23 protein-coding genes are annotated in these 20,260 nt (G+C 42.6%); 4 read left to right on the plus strand and 19 right to left on the minus strand.

Annotated features, from left to right (window positions below):
* Positions 1 to 91: 91 nt before the first annotated feature.
* Entirely contained in the window at positions 92 to 1,075 is a 984-nt protein-coding gene (locus ABD960_RS02055; protein WP_345329251.1) for a FecR family protein, read from the minus strand.
* Positions 1,076 to 1,150: 75 nt separating this feature from the next.
* The gene (locus ABD960_RS02060; protein ID WP_345329252.1) at positions 1,151 to 1,696 is read right to left on the minus strand and encodes a sigma-70 family RNA polymerase sigma factor; all 546 of its coding nucleotides are present in this window, start codon (positions 1,694 to 1,696) and stop codon (positions 1,151 to 1,153) included.
* A 613-nt stretch (positions 1,697 to 2,309) separates the two neighbouring features.
* Between ABD960_RS02060 and ABD960_RS02065 the strand changes: the two genes are divergently transcribed.
* A complete protein-coding gene (locus tag ABD960_RS02065) occupies positions 2,310 to 2,999 on the plus strand; it encodes a hypothetical protein (RefSeq protein ID WP_345329253.1) in 690 nt (229 codons plus the stop codon).
* A gap of 343 nt (positions 3,000 to 3,342) precedes the next feature.
* Here ABD960_RS02065 and ABD960_RS02070 read toward each other — a convergent pair whose 3' ends face one another.
* Positions 3,343 to 3,636 carry a helix-turn-helix domain-containing protein gene (locus tag ABD960_RS02070; protein ID WP_345329254.1) on the minus strand — a complete coding sequence of 98 codons (294 nt, stop codon included), beginning with the start codon at positions 3,634 to 3,636 and terminating at the stop codon, positions 3,343 to 3,345.
* 792 nt (positions 3,637 to 4,428) lie between these two features.
* Between ABD960_RS02070 and ABD960_RS02075 the strand changes: the two genes are divergently transcribed.
* Complete coding sequence (locus ABD960_RS02075; RefSeq protein WP_345329255.1) at positions 4,429 to 6,852, plus strand: hypothetical protein; 2,424 nt, start codon at positions 4,429 to 4,431, stop codon at positions 6,850 to 6,852.
* Positions 6,853 to 6,858: 6 nt separating this feature from the next.
* Positions 6,859 to 7,290: a hypothetical protein gene (locus tag ABD960_RS20955; protein WP_425563464.1), complete on the plus strand. Its 432-nt coding sequence runs from the start codon at positions 6,859 to 6,861 to the stop codon at positions 7,288 to 7,290.
* A 50-nt stretch (positions 7,291 to 7,340) separates the two neighbouring features.
* On the opposite strand, the gene ABD960_RS02080 is transcribed toward ABD960_RS20955, so the two are convergent.
* Genes ABD960_RS02080 through ABD960_RS02095 form a run of 4 tightly spaced genes read right to left on the minus strand, consistent with a single transcriptional unit; the run spans position 7,341 to position 10,710 of the window.
* The gene (locus ABD960_RS02080; protein WP_345329256.1) at positions 7,341 to 7,619 is read right to left on the minus strand and encodes a hypothetical protein; all 279 of its coding nucleotides are present in this window, start codon (positions 7,617 to 7,619) and stop codon (positions 7,341 to 7,343) included.
* Positions 7,620 to 7,673: 54 nt separating this feature from the next.
* Positions 7,674 to 9,335 (minus strand): alpha-amylase family protein, encoded by a 1,662-nt coding sequence (locus ABD960_RS02085; protein WP_345329257.1) that lies wholly within the window; start codon positions 9,333 to 9,335, stop codon positions 7,674 to 7,676.
* A complete protein-coding gene (locus ABD960_RS02090) occupies positions 9,332 to 10,024 on the minus strand; it encodes a DUF421 domain-containing protein (RefSeq protein WP_345329258.1) in 693 nt (230 codons plus the stop codon). Before ABD960_RS02090 ends, ABD960_RS02085 begins: the two co-directional genes overlap by 4 nt.
* Entirely contained in the window at positions 10,021 to 10,710 is a 690-nt protein-coding gene (locus ABD960_RS02095; RefSeq protein ID WP_345329259.1) for a DUF421 domain-containing protein, read from the minus strand. Before ABD960_RS02095 ends, ABD960_RS02090 begins: the two co-directional genes overlap by 4 nt.
* Positions 10,711 to 11,096: 386 nt before the next feature.
* Here ABD960_RS02095 and ABD960_RS02100 point away from each other — a divergent pair, with 386 nt between their 5' ends.
* Positions 11,097 to 11,369 carry a SemiSWEET family sugar transporter gene (locus ABD960_RS02100; RefSeq protein WP_345329260.1) on the plus strand — a complete coding sequence of 91 codons (273 nt, stop codon included), beginning with the start codon at positions 11,097 to 11,099 and terminating at the stop codon, positions 11,367 to 11,369.
* A gap of 410 nt (positions 11,370 to 11,779) precedes the next feature.
* Here the strand turns inward: ABD960_RS02100 and ABD960_RS02105 are convergent, their stop codons facing one another.
* From ABD960_RS02105 to ABD960_RS20960, 12 genes are all read right to left on the minus strand, one after another.
* Positions 11,780 to 12,028 (minus strand): hypothetical protein, encoded by a 249-nt coding sequence (locus tag ABD960_RS02105; protein ID WP_345329261.1) that lies wholly within the window; start codon positions 12,026 to 12,028, stop codon positions 11,780 to 11,782.
* A 59-nt stretch (positions 12,029 to 12,087) separates the two neighbouring features.
* Entirely contained in the window at positions 12,088 to 13,140 is a 1,053-nt protein-coding gene (locus tag ABD960_RS02110; protein ID WP_345329262.1) for a zinc-dependent alcohol dehydrogenase, read from the minus strand.
* 18 nt (positions 13,141 to 13,158) lie between these two features.
* A complete protein-coding gene (locus ABD960_RS02115; protein ID WP_345329264.1) occupies positions 13,159 to 13,347 on the minus strand; it encodes a hypothetical protein in 189 nt (62 codons plus the stop codon).
* Positions 13,348 to 13,391: 44 nt separating this feature from the next.
* A complete protein-coding gene (locus tag ABD960_RS02120; protein WP_345329265.1) occupies positions 13,392 to 14,687 on the minus strand; it encodes an MFS transporter in 1,296 nt (431 codons plus the stop codon).
* Between the two features lie 15 nt (positions 14,688 to 14,702).
* Positions 14,703 to 15,464 (minus strand): SDR family oxidoreductase, encoded by a 762-nt coding sequence (locus ABD960_RS02125; protein ID WP_345329266.1) that lies wholly within the window; start codon positions 15,462 to 15,464, stop codon positions 14,703 to 14,705.
* A 12-nt stretch (positions 15,465 to 15,476) separates the two neighbouring features.
* Complete coding sequence (locus tag ABD960_RS02130) at positions 15,477 to 17,675, minus strand: hypothetical protein (RefSeq protein ID WP_345329267.1); 2,199 nt, start codon at positions 17,673 to 17,675, stop codon at positions 15,477 to 15,479.
* Positions 17,676 to 17,857: 182 nt separating this feature from the next.
* Positions 17,858 to 18,400: a DUF4142 domain-containing protein gene (locus tag ABD960_RS02135; RefSeq protein WP_345329268.1), complete on the minus strand. Its 543-nt coding sequence runs from the start codon at positions 18,398 to 18,400 to the stop codon at positions 17,858 to 17,860.
* 31 nt (positions 18,401 to 18,431) lie between these two features.
* On the minus strand, positions 18,432 to 18,617 hold the full coding sequence (locus tag ABD960_RS02140) for a hypothetical protein (RefSeq protein WP_345329269.1): 186 nt from the start codon (positions 18,615 to 18,617) through the stop codon (positions 18,432 to 18,434).
* Positions 18,618 to 18,806: 189 nt separating this feature from the next.
* Positions 18,807 to 19,064 (minus strand): PDDEXK nuclease domain-containing protein, encoded by a 258-nt coding sequence (locus tag ABD960_RS02145; protein WP_345330074.1) that lies wholly within the window; start codon positions 19,062 to 19,064, stop codon positions 18,807 to 18,809.
* A gap of 148 nt (positions 19,065 to 19,212) precedes the next feature.
* Positions 19,213 to 19,482, minus strand: coding sequence for a DUF1016 N-terminal domain-containing protein (locus ABD960_RS02150; protein WP_345330075.1), 270 nt, complete (start codon positions 19,480 to 19,482; stop codon positions 19,213 to 19,215).
* A gap of 138 nt (positions 19,483 to 19,620) precedes the next feature.
* Positions 19,621 to 19,941, minus strand: coding sequence for a hypothetical protein (locus ABD960_RS02155; protein ID WP_345329270.1), 321 nt, complete (start codon positions 19,939 to 19,941; stop codon positions 19,621 to 19,623).
* Positions 19,942 to 19,966: 25 nt separating this feature from the next.
* Complete coding sequence (locus ABD960_RS20960) at positions 19,967 to 20,149, minus strand: Arm DNA-binding domain-containing protein (RefSeq protein WP_425563465.1); 183 nt, start codon at positions 20,147 to 20,149, stop codon at positions 19,967 to 19,969.
* Positions 20,150 to 20,260 lie beyond the last annotated feature (111 nt).

Genomic DNA, 20,260 nt, shown 5'->3' on the forward strand with positions numbered 1-20,260 from the left:
TTTAGGATTTATTCATAATACTGAAGGAGCGCGGTTAGTGCCCGCTGCTCCATCAATCAGGGCCGTTTCCGTTGGCGCGGGACCGGCTTTTTTATGGTTGATTATATGCTGTTCCTCCTTTTATATAAATAATATTATTCGTTTGTCTTATCTGCACGTTCATTGCAGCCTTCAAGGTGCTTAGTATACTATGCAAATTCTGATTGTTGAACTTGGCCGTCAGGCGACATGCGGTGTGTTTGTAGGCAGCGGTATCAAACTGGACATTGAACCTTCTTGATATTGTTTGAAGCGCGTCCAGAACTGGGGTTTGTTCAAACGTAAGAATTCCCTTTTGCCACTCCCCGGCCATACCGGGGAATGAACTGTCTGTATGATATTTTCCGGAGTTAACGTTATAAGCCAGCCTCATATTTGGGAGCAAGAAAACAGGTTGATTACTTTGTTGTCGTACGTCTGCAACAACACCTACTTTTCCCGTCGCTACGGCTACACCAATTTCGGGCTCGTTGATGTATGCGCGTACATTGAAACTTGTACCCAGTACGACAGTTTTTAACATCCGGGTCTGAACAACAAAGGGTTGCTTTTTTCGGTGAGTGACCTTAAAAAATGCTTCACCGGTAAGTTTAATGAGGCGGGTGTTATCGTAATCGAAGTTATTGGAGTAAGTGATTGTACTTCCCGAGTTCAACATGACCGTTGTACTATCAGGCAATGTAACCGAGAGCATTTTGCCGCGTGACGCAGAATGGCTGACCCATACTATGTTCTTTTGCTCATGCTTTTGCTTTAAAAGTAAAGCGGCAAACACTACTAATAAGCCCGCACATGCAGCAGCAAACCGTATATAAAGTCTTTTCGGTCTAAATTGGCGTACGTTATTCTCAAAAACAGGTTCTGCCGCTTCACGGGGAAGCTTTTCTGCTAACATCCACAAAGTAACCGCTTCATCGTACAGTTGCTTATGGTCAGGAGAAGCCGCTATCCACTCATCCAATGCTTGACGAGAAGCGTCTGTTTCAGCGTTACTAAACCGCTTAATGATATAATTCCATATTTCGTCTTTCATCATGACTTGATCGGTTCATGATTAAAAGACAAAAAAGAGATTGCCAAATACGGGTTGCTTATCTTAAGTTTTTGTTAGCTAATTATTAAGTAATTGATGCATGTGCTCGTGTAAGAAATTCATGCTCTTAGCTAAATGGTCTTCTACGGTTCGGGTAGATATGCCAAGCTGTTGTGCGATTTCTGCATAACTATAACCTTCTAGACGGTGCATTTTAAAAACACGCTGTCTTTTTTCAGGAAGTTGATTGATTAAGTTTTGTAAGAGTAAGAGTTGCTCTGATTCCCGCATTTTGACTACGGCCTGCTGCTTGCTATCAGAAATAACGGTAAGTTCGTTTGGATCAGTGAATTCTAGATGCTTGCGCTTTTGTTTTTCAAGGGCATTCAAAGAGGCATTCCGTACAGATCTGAATAAATAGGCTTGCAGATTATCGGCCTTAACTTCGTTACTATGAAAGTTAATAATGATATCGTGGACAACGCTGGTGGATGTTTCGTTATCCTTCAAGTATCCATGGGCATAGTTTGTAAGGATATTAACCCATTTTTTGTAAAAAGATTTGAAGGACTTTTCCTTACTCTCAATTTGCGTTTCCTGTTCAAGCTGAATGTCCGTCTTCACGAAATAATACTTGCCGCAAAGCTGGAAACATGGTATTACTTTAACATTAATGCTTTGTTACGAATGAAGTTACTGATGTTATTACCTATCAATTCAATTGATGACCTTGTTTAGCTGTTTTGGTTAAATAAGCAAATATCATATATTAATAGTCCGATCATACGCTATTTCTTTAAAATGTCTGATTTACAAACGTTTGTTAAAAAATACCGTGATTTCACCGTTGTATATTACTTAGAATGGACTTAACTTTAATTGTCTGTTCGTAAAGAAGCGGACAGACTAACCTTATACCCATGATCACAAGAAGCCTTCTACTACTGATGGCGGTGCTGTTTTCGGTTATAAGTACGACCGCACAGCCATACCGCGTATTTTTCGGGAACCTTCATGCGCATACATCGTATTCAGATGGCGCAAAAGACAGGGCGCAAACTAACGTTAAAACACCCTTGGACGAATTTCGATTTGCGCGGGAATCTGAGCACTTGGACTTCCTTGGAATATCAGAACATAATCACAGCCAGGCAGGAATGAGCTTGCGAATTATGCCAAAGGACTGGCCGAAGCCAATAGCGCAAATGAAGACGGGCGTTTCGTCGCCTTGTACGGTATGGAATACGGTGTGATCAGCAAGGGCGGGCACGTCGTTATCTATGGCTCGGACAAACTGATCGGCTGGGAGCCAGGTAATTTTGACGTTTATTCGGCAAAATCAGATTATAATTCGCTTTTCAATCTTTTGTCTGCTAATCGAAAGACTTTTGCTACGCTGGCACATCTTGCACAAACCGATTACGGGAATCTTGCAGCAAGACCATATGATCTTAAGGCCGACCAGGCCCTGTGCAGGGTTGCCATAAGCAGCGGCCCTGCATTTTCAAAAAAGACGGATTATTCTGATAGGGCGCCTATATCCTTCCTGTCGTACTACAAGAGGCTATTGTCATTAGGCTATATCGTAGGACCGGTTATTGATCATGACAATCACAATACGACCTTTGGCCGCATGTCTGCTTCCAGAACTGCTGGATTAGCGAGAGCACTGAGTAGGGATAGTATAATCGATGCATACCGGTCCAATCGCTTCTACGCCACACAGGATTGGAACGCGGTAGTTGGCTTTACCATCAATGGCCAGCCCATGGGAAGTTACTTGAAAACGAGCAGCCAGTTGAAGTTTCAGGTCGATATTAGTGATCCCGACGCTGCAGATAAAGTTAAGACCATCAAAATTCTTTACGGTAAACCAGGACCGGTGAATGGCGAAGATATTGACAAGCACCACCAACCAGCAGGTTAACTACTATGACATGCTGCCCTTTTTTTTCTAATTGTTCCTTTACAAACTGCCACGCATAAGGTGCCTGCCACGCCCTATGGACAAGAACATAAATTTTGGCTTTTGCCTTTAATGGTTTTTTGTCGGCAGCCGGCCGGCCGGCAAAGGTTAGCAGGCACGTGATGATTAATAGTGCCGCGAAAGATAGCTTTTTCATGATGTGGATTATTGATGAATAATTTTTTACATCATGCCATCCACCGAAGTGCCGACACAGAATGGCGCTGTTTATCAAAACAATAACTCAAATCCTAATGAGCTGGAATCGTCGATATTTCGCTGACTATCTTTACGAAGACAAATTTTAACCTGTCTGCTTCACCAATTTGATCCGCTTGCTTTTCACCTCTCCCCGAAGTACGCGGTTGATATCTTCGTTGTTATAATAAAGAATGCCGCCGACTTTGGTAAAGGGAATAGTACCATTGTCCCGCAGTGTCTGAAGAGTGTTGTCTGAAGTTTTTAATAGGTTTTTTACCTGATAACTTTTTAGCCATTTCTTTGGTCCGTCCGAAAAGTTACCCATCAATGCTTTGATCTCCGCCATCAGCTTCTCACCAAAAGCTTCAAGATCTCTGGTTATGATCTCAGTTGCCATAATTAATTGAATTTGTCCTACAAATATGCAGCCTGCTGTAGACGCTACTGTCCGAGTTGCTCCGACTCGGATTATAAAATGAATCAGAGGCAATGCCCTGTATTAAAATCTATCGCTATTTAGCCAAAAGCCGATTCTTAGCGGCATATCGCTTTTAAGTAGAATTGCTATGTGATATATGTGGTTGGACATCAGTGGTTTTCCGTTCAGGCACAGAAATGAATAATCTGTTTTGCAGTTAGCCTTTAATAATAATCTCACAATGAACGTAATGGCCCATTAACGTGTACTGCTTTGTTTCCAGCTACTACGTTCACTTTCCCTCAAATATTCTCAGATATCTTCATGTTATCATAAAAGAATGCATTGCTTAATTTAAAATTTAAAGGCGTGCAAACGTAAAAATGTTAATACATGCTAACTTGTGACTTTTTCAAATAGTTAAAAATTTACATTAATTAATATCTGTACTATTTTGTTTATATCTTGTCAAGCCGAAGATATCGTGTCTGCCAATTAAATTTTATCTATGAAAGTCGATCTTGTCAGAATCAAATTATCGATAGTTTGATAAAGCGTAAATTTACGGGCCCACCCCATCAACCAGCGGACAAACTAGGGATTTCGGTAAGAGCTCTTCATAATTTATTAAATTACATGAAGACAGAACTCAGCGCACCCATCGTCTATAATCATGTTAGAAAAAGCTATTGTCACACTTGGATGGTTATTTCTGCTTTACTTATCAAAGTAAGGAAAAATCAGTATCAGTAAACGAGGAGAACGTATAATATGTCTAAAATCGTTTACATTCTCTTTTTCTTCTCAACCATATGCCGGCTACAGGCACAGTCGCTTGACAACGAGATTTTAGCTACTAGATTTAAAACGTTCAGCAAAAGCCATACTGCGATAGGAATATTCATGCACAGTGACAAAAATGTTTACACTAACAATGAAAAAATTTGGTTCAGTATTTACCAGTTGAAAGCCAATGATAAAAAGGAGTACAGCCCTTTTATGAACGTTTTTTTAATGCGTTCAGATAATCGTAAAGTTGTTTTAGATCAAAAATTTAGGGTAGAGAGGGATATTTGCTCCGGTAATCTTACCCTTCCTGATACTATCGCTCCGGGCAATTATCAATTGGTATGCTTTACCAGCGCGCTGGATGTAAAAGGTGAGCCCTTGTCAAAGTATACACAGCCAATAATTATCAAAAATACCAATGTGCCGGGGTTCGACGTACGTTTAGCCTTGGTGGATTCAACCGCCATTGACGGTAAATTAAAAGTTAAAATTAAGGTGAACCCTGTTGCGTCAGATAGTAAGGCAAAACCTATTTTGCAGGTGTCCTATACGACCGGACAGGCAAGGGAACGGTATATTAGTTCTGAAACAAATGAATTGATAATCCCGGTTTTGCGGGATGAGGTCACCACAATTAACCCAAATCTACAGGCAGCGGTAAGATATGGCGGGAACATACAACATGTAAGCTTGGCGTTGCTCATGCCCGTTAATAGGCAAATAAAGGTTCGCTTTTATCCCGAAGGCGGTAATTTGTCGGCAGGGCTTACCAGTTTGGTGGGTTGGGAAGCGAAAACAGCACAAGGAGCTACCGTACAGTTGGAAGGGCAATTGCTGCAGGACGATAAATTAGTAAGCACGGTCAAAACTAATTCATTGGGCGTAGGTAAATTTATGTTAGCTGCAATGCCCGGTAGTAGTTATAGCCTCAAAATCAAGGCAGGAAATTACCTGAAGTCAGATACGATTGTCCCATTGCCCCGTATATTGCAGGACGGCATTTATATGCATTTAAATGAGGCCGTCGTCAATGATACATTAAGAATTAAACTGCATAGCCTAACGAAAAAGTCCGTACAGGTATTGATCCATAATTATCGCGGAGATTATGTGCTTGCAACAACAACTATCAACCCAGCCGGAAATAAAATTGATCTATCATTAAACACTATGCCAAGGGGTTTGGCAACGGTTACTGTATTGGATAATGCAGGGAAGCCTCTTGCCGAACGGTTGGTTTTTTGCCACTATGATGACAGCACCTCGGTGAACTTTGCGTTAGCGAAAAAAGTATATAAAACGAACGACTCGGTTCAAATAAAATTAAGCCTTAAGGACAATAAAGGTAAGCCGATATTGGGCGTATTCTCTGCGTCAGTGGTGCAGGAGAGCAGGCTTATGGCGAGCGCAAACGACATCGAAACAGCAATTTATTTGAAAAATGAACTAGGTGAATTGCCTATAGATCCTTCGGGCGTTGGGTTCCGTAATAAAGCATACCTCGAGGATGTGTTGTTAATTAGGGGATGGCGAAGATACACCTGGCAAGAATTGATAAACTGGAAACAAACCGATTCCTTGCAAATCCAAGTTCCGCCGGTAAAAGGACAAATTTTCCTGAATAAAAAGCCTATTACATCCCTGGTAGATGTGGTTGTATTAGGCAGTAACCAATTGACGCTGGTTCCCACAAGCGCTGACGGAGCGTTTTTCTTAAATCCCCAAAATCTCTTTGTAGCAGCGGATAAACAAATAAAGCTAAGTGTAAATAAGAGTACGAGAAATTATCTGTTTAAGATAATTGACCCTTATCAAGATCTTGCAACAGCTCTCGCTAAACGTTTGGTTATACCTGCATCACGTGTTTCGCAGCCTACTGCTAATAACAGTGAACAGCCAGCACCAAGCCTTCAAAATACCATCAATTTGCAAACGGTAAAAGTCACAGCCTCTAAGCGAAACGGGGGAGCCCAAAGCTTTCATGGCGAGCCCGGAGTGAATGATTGCGGAGATTATGTAGATGAAGCCGGGCACTTGAACTATGAAAAGAGCAAGAACCGGTTCAAACCAATTAACGGTCGCTGGTATACCAAAGTTACTGATCTGCAAGGATCATACTTCAAAGTTGACCCGATATTTTATACAGGTTGTTTAACCGGCAGCCAGAAAGAAGGCGTTTTCATCAGCGGTATCTACGGCGGTAAAGAATACTATCATGCGGAAACGAGCGCAGTTAACATTTACGGTTCAACACTTTATTGGGGGTCGCAAATTAAAACTGATGCAAATGGTGAAGCTCAAATTAAATTTTCGACAAACGAATTAGCTGATTCCTTTAAGGTTATAGTGCAAGGCATAACGGCCGATAATATGATCAGCGCTACTCAGGAAATCAAAGTCAAATAAGTTTATATGTCTTTACGCCCCCCATTTGTATGGATAAATAGGAACCACGCGCTACATATTAATTTAATTTTTGCAGTAAGTCTGCTTGTGCATGTGTTATATGCAATAAAATGCCTTGGCTACTATCATCCGGACAAACACTTCCAGATTCTCGAGTTTGCCGGTACAAAACTTGCTCTTACTGACAGGAGCTTTTCTGATATGCCATGGGAATTTCATAAAAAGATCCGATCATCCGTACAGCCATATTTCGTAATTGCTGTATCAAGGTTACTGGCTTTAGCAAATGCTTATGATCCATTTACCTTAGTTGTGATATTACAGCTTATTGCTGCCGTATTTTCCTGGATGGTAAGTTCTTTCTTTTTCAAAGTTATCACGCGAAACTCAACTAATATTAATTTAGTTTTTACGGACGTGTATTCGGCTTTGCTGTAGTTATCAGGTTTCAGTCAGCGTTTATTGCTTTGGGTTTATTGCATGGTTAATTATCGTAATATGCGGATATGATTTATTATACTGTCAATAATGGCGATTCCTTGATCAGTCTTTAATACTTTTTGTCGTGACTCTTCTGCTGGACAGTCCCTGCTAAGCGTGCCAATTTTGTTCTGCACGGTATAAGTAAGCCCTGCGAAGCCTATTTCAGTTTTGGCTTTAGCGGCCAGATCCTCTTTAATCTCACTATCAGACGTGCAGCTTGCTAAGGTTGCGCACGCCAGCAAAAGGAGGGTAGACATGGCTGTTTGGTTAATAAGAAACTTCATTTGTATAACTGCATTTAATAATCAGTATAGTTTATTCTAATAAATGACTTCTGTTCAACGTGAGTCAAGCCGGTACCAGCGGCTTCCAAAAGCTTCAATCTCGGAGTCCAGCCCGGTTTTTCCACTGACGAGTTCAACGGCCTTGGTTTTTTCGGGAAAATGATATTTCATTTTGACTGGCTGTTCTGAAAAGTTAAATGATACAAGCAGCTTCTCGTTATTATTACGGTACAAAATACTGATCACATTATCAGCGTCTCCCGCCAGCAAATCCCACGTACCCTGACCTATGACCGGGTGGCCTTTTCGAAGAGCGATCAGTCGGCGTATAAAGTTGTATAATGATAGGGAATCCCGGCGCTGACGGGCGACATTGACTTGCCGATACCCATATTCCGGGTCGTTGATCACCGGTCGTACAATCTTCTTCGAAACAGTAAAGCCAGCCTGTCTGCCGCTGTCCCATTGCATAGGCGTACGCACCGACAACCGTTCCTGAAGGTTCAGGTCGTCCCCCATACCGATTTCCTCACCGTACCGGAGAATCGGTGTACCCGGCAGAGCCAGGAGGAGGCTGTAAGCCTGTTGTAAGCGTCTATGGTCATTGTTCAGCATAGGCGCGAGCCGGCGCCGTATGCCACGGTCATATAACTGCATATTGCTGTCCGGTCCCATTTTTTGATAAACCTTCTCCAACTGTTTTTTATTTAGCTTACCCAGATCGATCTCATCGTGGTTTCGGAGAAAATGGGCCCATTGGTCTGCCGTCGGTTTATTTGTGGTCGCTTTAAGCGCTTTTTTTAAAGGTTTTGCATCCCCGGAAGCTAAAGCATAGAACAAGTATTCGTTAACGTCGAAGTTGAGCATCATGTCCAGCCCGCGATGGTTACCGGCAAAGTAATCTCCGGCCTCCTCCGGTTTTACGTTTGCCTCACCCAGCAACAGCGCACCGGGTTTTACTTTAGCCACGTGTCCCGTCAGCTCTTTGAATAATTTAAAATCATGCGCCGGATGTTCCGCAGATTCCCGCGGATCGTCGATGATAAAGGGAACCGCATCCAGCCGAAATCCGTTCATGCCTTTTTGCAACCAAAAGCTCATGATTTTTTTGGCCTCCGCTACCACCTCCGGGTTTTGGTAATTCAAGTCCGGCTCAAAACGATAAAATCGGTGAAAATAGTAACCGCCGAAAGTGCTGTCCTTCCGCCATGTTTCTTTTTCGACTACCGGAAAGCCCATGCCTTTGTCCCAGTCTTTCGGGCGCTTCCAGGTCCAGAGGTACCAGTCTTTGCGCTCCCGGAACCAGGGATGGCTGGTGGAGGTATGGTTTAATACCAGGTCCATAATCACTTTTATCCGGCGAACTTTTGCAGCGGTTAGCAGCGCCTGGAGGTCGTTCATCGTTCCCAGTCGAGGATCGACCCGGTAATAATCGCTGACATCATACCCATCGTCCTGCCAGGGCGAGGGCTGAAAGGGCGCAAGCCAGATCATCGTTACCCCAAGAGAATCCAAATAACCTAATTTGCCGGTCAAGCCGCGGATATCACCGAGGCCGTCACCATCGCTGTCTTTGAAGGTTTTAATTTCCAGATTGTAAATCACTTCGTTTTTATACCACGCCGGGTCGGTATTGTCCACTGTTGCTGGCACGCTAGTACAACTCCACAGCAAAGTGCTGATGATTACTATCAGATTGAGGTTGATTTTCTTCATGTTTTTTCTGTTACTGCCGGTTTCCAGGTATCGTGGCCGCAGTGCGTGCACTTTACAGGTGAAGGTTGCGGCCGAGAAAGCCCGCACCAGTTACATACAAGTTCACTTGCATGGATCTCCAGTTCATCAACAAAATCCTGGTCACTCGCTGGCAAGACTGATAATCCCTGGATTGCATCCTGATTTTTGATGATACTGAAACCGCCATTTGCCTCCAAATAAACTCTTTTAACCTCGCCAAGGTGAATAATCCCATTGGATCGCAGCTCCGCAACGAGGCGTTCGCGCGAGAGTCCAATTTTTGCCATGGAACGGACATTGATCACCCCATCAGCGAGCAGCTCAGCCACATTACCCTGCGAAAAGCTTTCAAAACGCTGGTTATGGAAAGCGCCTTTTGCGATCACCCGCTGTAGGCCCACGATCACCAGTGCAATCATCACCGCCGGCAGGATACCCCGGTCCGGCGCCATCATTGGTACACCAACCGCCGCCGCCAGAGAAACCAGTGCGGCCAGTTCGTTACGGCTTAATTGTGTCGACATCCGTTTACCCATGCTGCGCATGGCGATTAGCAGGATGAGATAAATGACAAAGGCACGGATGATCAGTTCTACGAAATACATTTCCGGAACTTCACCAATCCAGATACGCTGCCAGTCGAATAGATGAATGTCTGAAGCCTTCATTGAATAGTGATTATGGCTGGCGCCCAGTTTAATGATCCGCAGTCAGCACAATCGGATGCTGCATTTTTTGCTTCCGTATGCCCGCAATTTGCGCATGCTACTTCATCACTCTTTGCCTGCGTATTGATCAGCCGTTGATCGTCCGGTGGTAACAAGGGCAGGCCATATCGGGGTGTCTTATACATATAAATGCTGAATAGACCGTTTGATTCCAGGTACACCCGCTTAACCATGCCCAGATTGAATACCTGGCTGCAGCGCAACTGGCCGAAAAGCTGTTGGCGGGATATACGGCATTTTTCCATTTCTTTAAGCTGTAGCCTGCCATCTTTAACCAGCATACTCAATTCACCCTCCGTCAGGCGTTGAATGGTGGATGACTTGAAGCTCCACCAGCCCACAAAACGCTGTACCGTTAGGGTGAACAGTAAAATTGCTGCGCTCAGCAATATGCCCCGGTCCGGTACCTGCATGGCTACCGATACGATGGCGCCCAGTGTGAGCATGATTGTCATCTCCATAATGGTGAGTTGACCGCTCATGCGCTTGCCCAGCCAGCGTATGATAAACAATAAAAACAGATAAATGATCAGGGTCCGTAAAATGACTTCCGGCAGAAAGGCCGGGGGCGCCTCGCCAAAGAGGATACGCTGTAAATCGGATAGGTGGATTTCTTCTTTTTTCACGTATTCAGCCAGTGCAAAAGAAGCACCACGAAAATCTGTCTTATTGATTTACAGGGAAAATAATTAATTATAAATAAAAAACTTAATAAAGTTACCTTAAGTGTATCGAAGTAGATACAGCAGTGTATGGTCTGTGGGATGCACATCTTTCATCTGCGTTGCACATATAGAGCATTTGATAATATTTGATGAGTGCTGGATTGAGGAGAAATATCTAAATAATGATGCTTACACCCTCTTGTTATAGCTTTCCTGCATACAACGTTTTTTTGTCTTAAATAAAAATTAAACAATTTACTTATTGATTTATTCTACCTTATACATTAGTGAAATTGCTTATCCGCTCATTGCTAACTATTCACACATTTGTCATTTAAAATTTATCTATGGATTCTCTTGAAATATTAGGTCTCATCGCCGGAATATGTACATCGACAGCCAGTATTCCTCAAATAGTTACTACAATAAAGAAGAAGAAAGTAGCCGATGTGTCGCCATTTATGTTTTTGGTATTGCTGGCCGGGAATGTATTGTGGACATGGTACGGATTCCAACGGAGTGATTTGCCCATTATAGCAACGAATCTCTTCTCGGTGTTAATGGACATTGTAATGTTGTTTCTGCGTTTTAAATACCGCAACGAAAGGGTAGAGCACTAGTTTTTACACGTTTGTAGTCGTCCGTACGTTAATTGCATTATTGACATCACATATACTGGTTATTGAAGATACATTGCACGTCTTATAAAAATGCAATGTTAGGTGATGGGGAATGATTTGCGTTCGTTTAAGACATCCACTTTAAAAAACGACCTCCGTGCAAAGTAACGAAGCGCAAACAGGAACGCTGACCAACGGTGCCACCGTCATCAATTATCCAAGTCGTTCCGGTGGCGCGTACGTCTCACTGTAGGACGGCAGCATAAGTATATCCATCAACGTGTCTGCAGCGGAATGTTCGATGTTTATCTTCGCGTAGCGTCATCTTCGGGCCCAAAAGAAAACAGTGAATATTGACGGTACCAGTTACTACATCGATTTTGCCCAGGCTAGAGTGATTAAAATTTACCTTATACATGCCCCTTATTATCCCAATGATCTTTTGTGATTGTACCTGCAGCATCGGTAACAAGACGCCTTGCAAATCGTTCACCTTGTATTCGCCCTTTATCGTCTGCTTTACCTAGAAATAACAACACCGGACGACCAACTTCATCTGTTTTAAACGCCAGGTCATAACGGCCCATTACCCGCTCAATTATGGTGTTAGGTTCATAAGTTTTATCCAGTATTTTTTGAATGTCTTTTCCAAGTTTCATATTGTATTTAATTAAGGGATCAACAGATATTAATTGGAGTAAGCGTAAGTACGCACATCTTACACTTTAAGCGCTACAAAAATTGCACCGCTACCTTCTTTATCCTCGGCGGTTTCAAATGCCTTATTAATTTCATCTAAATTAAAGCTGTGGGTAATCATTTTTTTAGCGTTCAGTTTGCCTTTTGCCAGTAAATCCAAGCACATTTTCATTTCTGACTGAATACCCCAAAACGAATAACTTGCACTGGGGATAATATTGATCTCTGACTTTTGGATATGCTGCCATTCCAGCGGAATAGCTATTTCTCCTTCGTCAAAGCCACCTACAATTACTACCTTTCCGCCAATGCTTGTAAGCGCTACCGCTTGCGGCAAGGTTTGAGGCATTGACTGGCCTCCGGCGCATTCAAACGCTATATCTACACCCTTACCATTGGTGTATTCCATCACTTTTTTAACCGGATCATCATTTTTGGAGTTGATTACAAGATCAGCACCTAACTCTTTAGCCATGGCCAAAGAAGAGTCGACCATGTCAACAATAATAACTTCCGCTCCACTTAGTTTAGCCAGTTGAAGCTGCCCCAGACCAATAGGGCCGGCACCTATTACAGCTACTACATCGTTTAGCTTTATACCACTTAATTGAATGGCATGCATACTTACGGAGAAGGTATCAAGCAAGGCCGCTTCTTCAAAGCTGACATGTTCAGGCAATAAATGTAATTTTTCCGCCGGAGCCATTAAAAACTCCGCAAACGACCTGGACACAGTTTCCATCCGTACTTTGTACAAGTTAGGGCAAAGGTTGTATTGTTGTACCTGGCACCATTCACAAGTGCCATCGCCAAGCAGGGTTTCAACCACCACGCGGTCGCCGGGTTTAACTTTGGTTACATTGCTGCCAACTTCAACCACCTCGCCGGCAAGTTCGTGCCCCATAATTTTATGGGTGAGTTGGGGTTCAGCTTTTTTCCAGTGCCGTAAATCAGTGCCGCATATGCCGGTAACACGTATTCTTACTAGTACCCAATCCGGGTTGGGTATCTCCGGTTTTTCAACATCTTCAATGCTGAAGCGTCCATCTTCTGTTTTTAAGGCAGCTTTCATAATGTTGGTTATTAAGTTTTATTGTTCTGATTCCGTTGTATCAGTATCGGCTTGCTGAGGTTTATTATCTTCGTTGGGCGTATTTCCATAGCCATTGTTATGTTGCTCTCCGGTTGCCTTACCCGCTTCATTGGGTTGCGTTTCATTAAGATTTTCTCCTTTTTGCTGCTCATTACCTTGTTGGGGAGCGTTTTGTATTGATTTCATATTGTTGTTACTAGTTTAATTAAGTGTAAGAAGTGTTAATTCGGCTATAATTCTGCTGGTTCTTTTAAGGCGTTTGATGCAATAGGCGATACTCGGGAAGCCTCACACCATTCTCCATCTTTTAAAATGGATCGTGCAACAAACACCGAGAAAAATTGTACTATGGCTACCGCTAACAAAGCGTATCGTAAGGCAGTGTCTTCGCCTGCATACCTGGCTGTAAAAATGAATAGCAGGCAGCCGAAAAGGCGGCCAACATATAGCCCTGCTTCATGGCTGAAGATGTAAGCAAATTGATTACGTTTTTCTTTAGCGGCCACACATTCAATTACACCTAACTGGATTGGGAAGTAAGCCAGATCAAGCAAGGGACGGGCAAACACCAGGCATACAACAAAAATAATGGCCCCCAAAGCATCAAACCTGAACATATTAATTGCTGAACCTATGACAAATAAGCCAAGCCCGACAGTAAATATTTTTAAGCGGTGCTCCGGCTTTGCCATACGTCCAAGTAAATACAACATTATTGCCGATAGAAGCGACCCGCTTGACTGGATAGAACCAACTGAACCTTCTGCACCTACCAAACGCATAATAAGCATTACCGGGGCAGCAATTATAAAACCTTGAGCAACGCCTTTAAGCGCTGCAAGCGCAAGCATTTTATCCCAAAGCCGATGAAATTGAAAATACAGAAAACGGGCATTAGGCGGGTTAACGAAATTGCCCTTACCCGTAATATAAGATGCTATAAGGGTTAACAAAATAACCAGTGCCGTTAGGATATGATAGGCGCTGTTTAAACTGCCGCCCAGCCAACCAAGTTTTTGTGTAGCGGCTATAAAATAACCAGCCACCAATGGCATTACGATAGATGCAATTGTGAAAAAGAACGTTTCCAGCCCGTAATAGTAATTTCTGTTGTAATCTGTTGTAGTAGTTAACGCTAAAAACACACGGTTTGCCCAGAAAAAGCCGTAGGACAAACCCATGATGAAGCCTATAACCGCTACGCCAAGCATGTTGATATCATTAAAAAGCATCATCACCGCCATATCTACACCGCTTACAATCATGCCAAGGGCGTAAAGCCGGGAGATAGGGAAGCGGCGCAGCAGGAAACCATTGATTGCAAAAGTGATAGGTATACCCGTGCCTTGCGCTAACTGATACACCATTACCAAGCTTACATCATTTGATTTGCGAATGATGTATGCGCCGATGAAAAGCTCAATAACAGGCAATGCGAACGCGTAAGCCATATTGGTTAGCAACAGCATACGCATTTGCTTTGGCTGGCTGTAAAAGTGCTGAATCTCTGCCCGGAGCTTTCCCATTCCGAATAATCAATTTTAAATTATTTGCAAATGGGGCTTCACTTTAATTTCTACCACATCGCAACGCATTGGTTGCGATAGGGCATAGAATATGGATGCCGCTATGTCTTCGGCTCTAAGCATTTCAAGGTCTTCGATTTTCTGTTGCTGATCGGGCACAGATACCGGCTGCATATCAGTGCCTGTAGCACCGGGTTCAATCAAAGTTACTTTGATGCCCAGCTCATTTACCTCTTTGCGTACACTTTCTGAAAAGCCCTGTATAGCAGCCTTGGTAGCCACGTAAACTGAACTGTCTTTCTCGCGTACATCAGCACTCATGGAACCTACATTTATAATGTGGCCGCTTTTTTCTTGCTGCATTCTTTTGATGGCATGATGCGTGCAGGCGATGTATCCCGTAATATTGGTATTGATAATTTGATGCCAGTCTTTATACTCACCATCGCTCACACCCTGAAAAGCAAGTGCCGCGTTGTTGATCAGTATATCCAGGCGGCTAAAATGTTTATAGGCTTCTGCAAATAACTCGTTAATGCCCTGCTCTGTAGCCATATCAGTAATAATCCCTTTTAAAATAATGCCTTTGCTTTCGGCATCACTAAGGGTATCCTTTAAATGATTTTCATCGAGCCCGGTAATCAATACATTGGCACCCCGGTTAGCCAGCAATAAAGCGGTGGCCCTGCCTATACCTGTCGTGCCCCCGGTTATAATGATGTTTTTTTCTTTAAGTGATGTTAAAGAGCCGTTGTTTACTGATGTTTGGTTATTCATAAGTTTCGTTACTTAATCGGTCCATGAAATAATTACTTTTTGATTGCCATGCAGTTCAAATTCATGCAGGCCTTTTTTGCTTTTTTTACTTTCAATCTCTTGCTGATCATTGGCATTGCCTGTCAATACTTTGAACGCTGGCAGTTTCTGATTGTCCGTATTTATGATGCACAAACGGCAGCTAAGCTGCTCGCTGCCCAATAAATTGAAGTGCAGTGTGTTACCTTTAATGATAGGATTTGCGGTAGGATAATCAATAAATACCAGGAAGTTTTGCTCTGGTATCCTGAAATAATGCCGCGGAACGATGCCAAAAGCCAAGCCTGCACCGTAGACTTCCTGACCAACAGCGCCGGATTGTTCCCAGCCATCATGTATATCTTCAAGTGCTACCCATAAATCAGGATCTACTTCACCGGTCTTAACGTCCTGGCTGATCATCTCCTTAGGTAACATCGGCGGATAGTAGAATACGGCTCGGGCTATCATGTATTTAATAAACTCGGCCAGCAGCAGCGAAACAGATGGCAATATTTTTAATCCGTACGAATAGGTTAAAAATTCATGAAAGCCGGCGAATGCTTCAACCTCTTCATACACTGCTGTGTAAGGCGCTTCATTAAGTGGGTATAAAGCAAAAAATGTAGAAAAGTTTTTACTGTAACCATAATTGCAATCCCAAATCGCCATGTTTTTAAATACATTGGCAATGAGCAAATAACTTAAATCATGATAAAGTTCTTTACCGGTTTCTTTATAAAGCCTTATCATGGCTTTGGCAGCGAAAACCGTATTGTTTGCCTGGTAAAATACTTCAAAGCCCCATTGCGTGAGCGATTCGGCAGCTTTTTCGGCTTCTTTAAAGTACTTGTCGTCTTTAGTCAACTCCCATACCTGCAACATAACATGAGCATACAAACCGGCAACATCTTTCTCACCGCCTTCACCCTCCTTAGCCTCAGCCTTTATGGTTTCCAGCGTTTCAATGTTATAAAACACCGGCCACTTATAGTCAAAATGCTTAGCTATTTTTATAGCGTATTCAACTGATGGGAGCAATAAATCTTTAGCCATCTTATCGCCGGCCAAGGCCATTCGTGCTAAGTTTAACAGTGGGTGGTGCAGGTACCAGGAGTCCATTATTTTAGGAACCTTTTGCTCTTCAGATTGATCGAGCATATGCTCTTCAGACGGTAGCCAGCGCATGACCGTGCCCAATTTCTGATCAAAAAATGCAGGTAACCCGCCTCGTATGTCTTCTTCCAACGGATGTTTTTCGCCGCTCCATTTTATATATTCCTGAACAGGTAATAGTACTGCTAACTGTACCATAATCTCCGGCGGGGTATTATAATCGCATACATAGGCATTTAAATAAGGGTGCCCGCTACGGTGCGACCAGCATCCTTTGTTGTTTTGCAGATCGTGTAAAGCTTTCTGCAAAATGTCCGGATAGTCGTGGTAAGGGGTTTCCGGTTTAGGCAGATAGGGGTATACCTGCCCTAAAGCATTTAAAAAACCTTTTGAAATCTCAAATTGGTTTTCCCCAATGTCAGTAGTTAAATGAACCCAGGCATCAGATATTACATACTTCTTTTTAGCCTGTAGTGGTTTATTTAAGGCTGCGGGTAAGCTCAAACCCAGTTCAGGCCACCGTCCGCCAACCACACCTGATGCTGATGTTTCGGTATCATTATTATAATCAGCCAGCGCGGTAAGGTTTTGAAAGTATAAAAATGAACCCGCTTTAGGTTTTGTATAACCGGCATAGATAAGTCCGGACCGACCGCCGGTTTGCGAAACATAAATTACTCCCTCCGAGCCTTTCTTATCTTCAGGAACAAAAACATCACGAGGCCAAAAAGGCACAAATAATTCCCTGCCAGGTGTAAAGGTCACCGTATAATGCAGTAAAGGAGCATCACCTTTTAAAAAAGATAGTTCAACATTGAATTTACCGGCTGAAGAATGCAGTTGCAGGTTAACCCCATTTTCTGTTTCCTCTGTTTTATCAAGAATGATGTTATCAGGTGAATAAGCGGTACGAAAAGCCATATTGGCACCACCGGGCCATGTAACTACTATCCAAAGAGAATCGGTTGATTTTTGAACGTCAAAGAAAAAATCTTTTACAGTTATGGTAAAAACAGGTTCATTACTTTTTTTAAATTGTTCGGCAGCAGTAGCCGCCCATGCAGATACTCCGGTCATGTCATCATTTTTTATAGTTTATAGAATAGGTTTAAAGGTTAGGATTATTCGCCTATCCTGTTAGTTACAAAACTGATATTGATACAGTAAAAAGAGTATTTACTGAATACTCTTTTTACTGTATGCCTAAATAATATGATTGATGGAACAAATCTTCTGATCAGGCAATCGTTCTCTGTTTGTTATTTCAACTGCGAGAGCAGCAATCGCCCGCGTTCGGTATGCTCCTGTATGGTTGCCAATGCAAGGCTTGTAAGATGCTTTACATGCACATCACTGCTGGAGTTTTTATACGCGGTAACCGCATCCTTTAATTTTAGATGGGTGGTTACCTGGCCCTGCATAAATGCTTTATCAAACGCGGCGCCGCTTAGCTTTTGCAAGCTAGCAAGCAAAGCTTTTCCTTCGGCATCAGGTGTTGCAGTAACGCCCATTTCTTTTAATATCATGCCCATGGTTTGTTGTTCGGCCGCTTCAAACTTCGCGAACAATTTAACCTGAGCGTTTGATGCCTTAGTAAGCGCAAGCTGGCTGGTTTGTAATGATGCTGTTCCTAAAGCGAGGATACGCGCAGCTGCCGGATCGGCATAATCAGCTTTATCTGCTAATGCAGCGAAAGGATTTAAAACAGAACTAAAAAAAGTTGCCGCCGTGCCCAGTATAGCGGCACCTTTAACAGATTTACTTAAAAACGAGCGGCGTGTGTTGTAGGTGTTGTTTTTCATAACGTAGATAATTGTTTATGTGTTGATTTATTTATTCTGTGGAATCTTCCTGATCGCCTTTTGGGTCAGATGCCGGCGATTCTTTTAATTTTTCTAATTGCTCATCATTATTTGCCCCATTAATAATCTCCTCTTCGGTTTGATGAGTTTCTTTTAACCCTTTCTGTTTTTCCGGGCCGGCACTGCTTGGCCCGGCTTGGTTTCCTTGCTGGTTCATATTATTCCGATTTGTTGTGGAACATTGTATGTTTTTAAAATGTTTTAATTAGAAATTAAATTATTCATGGAACAACAATATGATGGATGTTTTTATTTCTTAAAATGACAATAAACCATAATCCGACTTAATATCAGATTTTCCTGCCAAAATCATGATTTTTGTCCTTTACTGCTTTTTTTAAGCTTTTTAACTGCCAACCGTTGATGTCTCATGAGATAGCCGTTCAATGCGGTCGTAATAATTTACATACATTTGTAATTGTCCGATGTCCTGATGGGTGATCTTGTGGGTTTTAATTTCTATGATCACAAAGCATTGTAGTAATCTGTTGTAGAAAACCAGATCGACGAAGAAGTCATCGCCGTCCAGATGAATACGCTTTTGCCTGGCTACAAAAGAGAATCCATTACTAAGTTCCAGCATGGACTCCTGAAGGTGGGTTATTAGCGCACTTCAAGATCCTTTTCATAATAAGATGTTTCTGTTTTCAACCCTAAAAATTCCAGGATCATAGGGTCCTTTACTATATCCTCTGGCTTTTAAGGGCGCTGCTCGTTTCTGGCGACTGAAAGAACCTTTTCCTTATCTAAACTCAGTAAAAGCCTTTCATAAAGCTGACTATTGATCTGCCGCTCCATTTGACGAAAGGACCAGTTGTTTTTGATGGTTTCCAGCTGATAGAACTCTCGCTTTCTGTGTTTGATACTGTCATTAGTCTGGAATAATGTGACCAGCTCAATTGTGCAGACAGTGTCTGAACAATTGGAAATCCTCTATAAAACTGGCGAAATAGATTAAGATTTCGAGCAGAGTAACCTCGTCCGAATTGTGGTTGTAGCTGTTCTGCCAGGAATCGGATCAGTTGAGTTCCGTACTCCGCACGGTTTGCACCATGCTGTCCTCATCAAATATTCGCTTACCGATATGCCAATACATGACAACTCTTTCATGGTCGACCGCCCGCACCGCCGCCCCCCGGGCATCAGTGATTGCTTTAATTTCATTGACGAAGGTGAGGTTTCGAAATCGGTAACAAAAGAGTAATCGATGGATTCCAGATAGGGGGCCGCTTTTTATAACGCCATGCAATGTATTCAGCTGTCTTTCTGCGGACGGTTCTGTATTTGGTCAGTGTCGCTTTTACAAAATCTTTGTCGAGCAGTATCTCCAGCTTTGCATTATGTTCATTAAATACTTCCAGCAGCATCCGGTGTATTTCACCCTCCCCAGTATACTTTTGTTTAATCTTGTCCGCGGTAATCAAGTCGTTATTTCTTTTCAGGTCGTCAAAGACACGCCTTATTTCGTTCGTTGCCTCCATAATTTGTGTGTTAACGTCTCAATCTTCAGAACCGTTGCCCCCGGAGGTAGCCGGTTTCAGCATCCCATTTTCTGGGATCGACCTTTCTGCCAGGCGAAATCTCTGCACGTTTGCTGAGATAGGTAATTCTTGCGTACAAGGGTAGCATACCCTGTGAATCTTTTTTTCTTTTATCAGCCCATATCAGGGACTGAAAACTTCTGTGCATTTTTCATTTGATTGAATTTAAAATACCTGAAAATTTTCTTGGACGAGAAATTCTTTTTCGCAGCCAATTTTTACTTGTTCAAGCTATTTAAAACCAATCAATTAACCTCAT

Origin of the sequence: Mucilaginibacter defluvii (assembly GCF_039543225.1) — a bacterium.
Classification (GTDB): domain Bacteria; phylum Bacteroidota; class Bacteroidia; order Sphingobacteriales; family Sphingobacteriaceae; genus Mucilaginibacter; species Mucilaginibacter defluvii.

What these genes read in the sequence shown, in the direction of transcription:
- ABD960_RS02055 (WP_345329251.1), bottom strand. Translation starts at nt 1,075, where the DNA reads ATGATGAAAGACGAAATATGGAATTATATCATTAAGCGGTTTAGTAAC.
- ABD960_RS02065 (WP_345329253.1), top strand. Translation starts at nt 2,310, where the DNA reads ATGGAATACGGTGTGATCAGCAAGGGCGGGCACGTCGTTATCTATGGC.
- ABD960_RS02070 (WP_345329254.1), bottom strand. Translation starts at nt 3,636, where the DNA reads ATGGCAACTGAGATCATAACCAGAGATCTTGAAGCTTTTGGTGAGAAG.
- ABD960_RS02075 (WP_345329255.1), top strand. Translation starts at nt 4,429, where the DNA reads ATGTCTAAAATCGTTTACATTCTCTTTTTCTTCTCAACCATATGCCGG.
- ABD960_RS20955 (WP_425563464.1), top strand. Translation starts at nt 6,859, where the DNA reads ATGTCTTTACGCCCCCCATTTGTATGGATAAATAGGAACCACGCGCTA.
- ABD960_RS02080 (WP_345329256.1), bottom strand. Translation starts at nt 7,619, where the DNA reads ATGAAGTTTCTTATTAACCAAACAGCCATGTCTACCCTCCTTTTGCTG.
- ABD960_RS02085 (WP_345329257.1), bottom strand. Translation starts at nt 9,335, where the DNA reads ATGAAGAAAATCAACCTCAATCTGATAGTAATCATCAGCACTTTGCTG.
- ABD960_RS02090 (WP_345329258.1), bottom strand. Translation starts at nt 10,024, where the DNA reads ATGAAGGCTTCAGACATTCATCTATTCGACTGGCAGCGTATCTGGATT.
- ABD960_RS02100 (WP_345329260.1), top strand. Translation starts at nt 11,097, where the DNA reads ATGGATTCTCTTGAAATATTAGGTCTCATCGCCGGAATATGTACATCG.
- ABD960_RS02105 (WP_345329261.1), bottom strand. Translation starts at nt 12,028, where the DNA reads ATGAAACTTGGAAAAGACATTCAAAAAATACTGGATAAAACTTATGAA.
- ABD960_RS02110 (WP_345329262.1), bottom strand. Translation starts at nt 13,140, where the DNA reads ATGAAAGCTGCCTTAAAAACAGAAGATGGACGCTTCAGCATTGAAGAT.
- ABD960_RS02115 (WP_345329264.1), bottom strand. Translation starts at nt 13,347, where the DNA reads ATGAAATCAATACAAAACGCTCCCCAACAAGGTAATGAGCAGCAAAAA.
- ABD960_RS02120 (WP_345329265.1), bottom strand. Translation starts at nt 14,687, where the DNA reads ATGGGAAAGCTCCGGGCAGAGATTCAGCACTTTTACAGCCAGCCAAAG.
- ABD960_RS02125 (WP_345329266.1), bottom strand. Translation starts at nt 15,464, where the DNA reads ATGAATAACCAAACATCAGTAAACAACGGCTCTTTAACATCACTTAAA.
- ABD960_RS02130 (WP_345329267.1), bottom strand. Translation starts at nt 17,675, where the DNA reads ATGACCGGAGTATCTGCATGGGCGGCTACTGCTGCCGAACAATTTAAA.
- ABD960_RS02135 (WP_345329268.1), bottom strand. Translation starts at nt 18,400, where the DNA reads ATGAAAAACAACACCTACAACACACGCCGCTCGTTTTTAAGTAAATCT.
- ABD960_RS02140 (WP_345329269.1), bottom strand. Translation starts at nt 18,617, where the DNA reads ATGAACCAGCAAGGAAACCAAGCCGGGCCAAGCAGTGCCGGCCCGGAA.
- ABD960_RS02155 (WP_345329270.1), bottom strand. Translation starts at nt 19,941, where the DNA reads ATGGAGGCAACGAACGAAATAAGGCGTGTCTTTGACGACCTGAAAAGA.
- ABD960_RS20960 (WP_425563465.1), bottom strand. Translation starts at nt 20,149, where the DNA reads ATGCACAGAAGTTTTCAGTCCCTGATATGGGCTGATAAAAGAAAAAAA.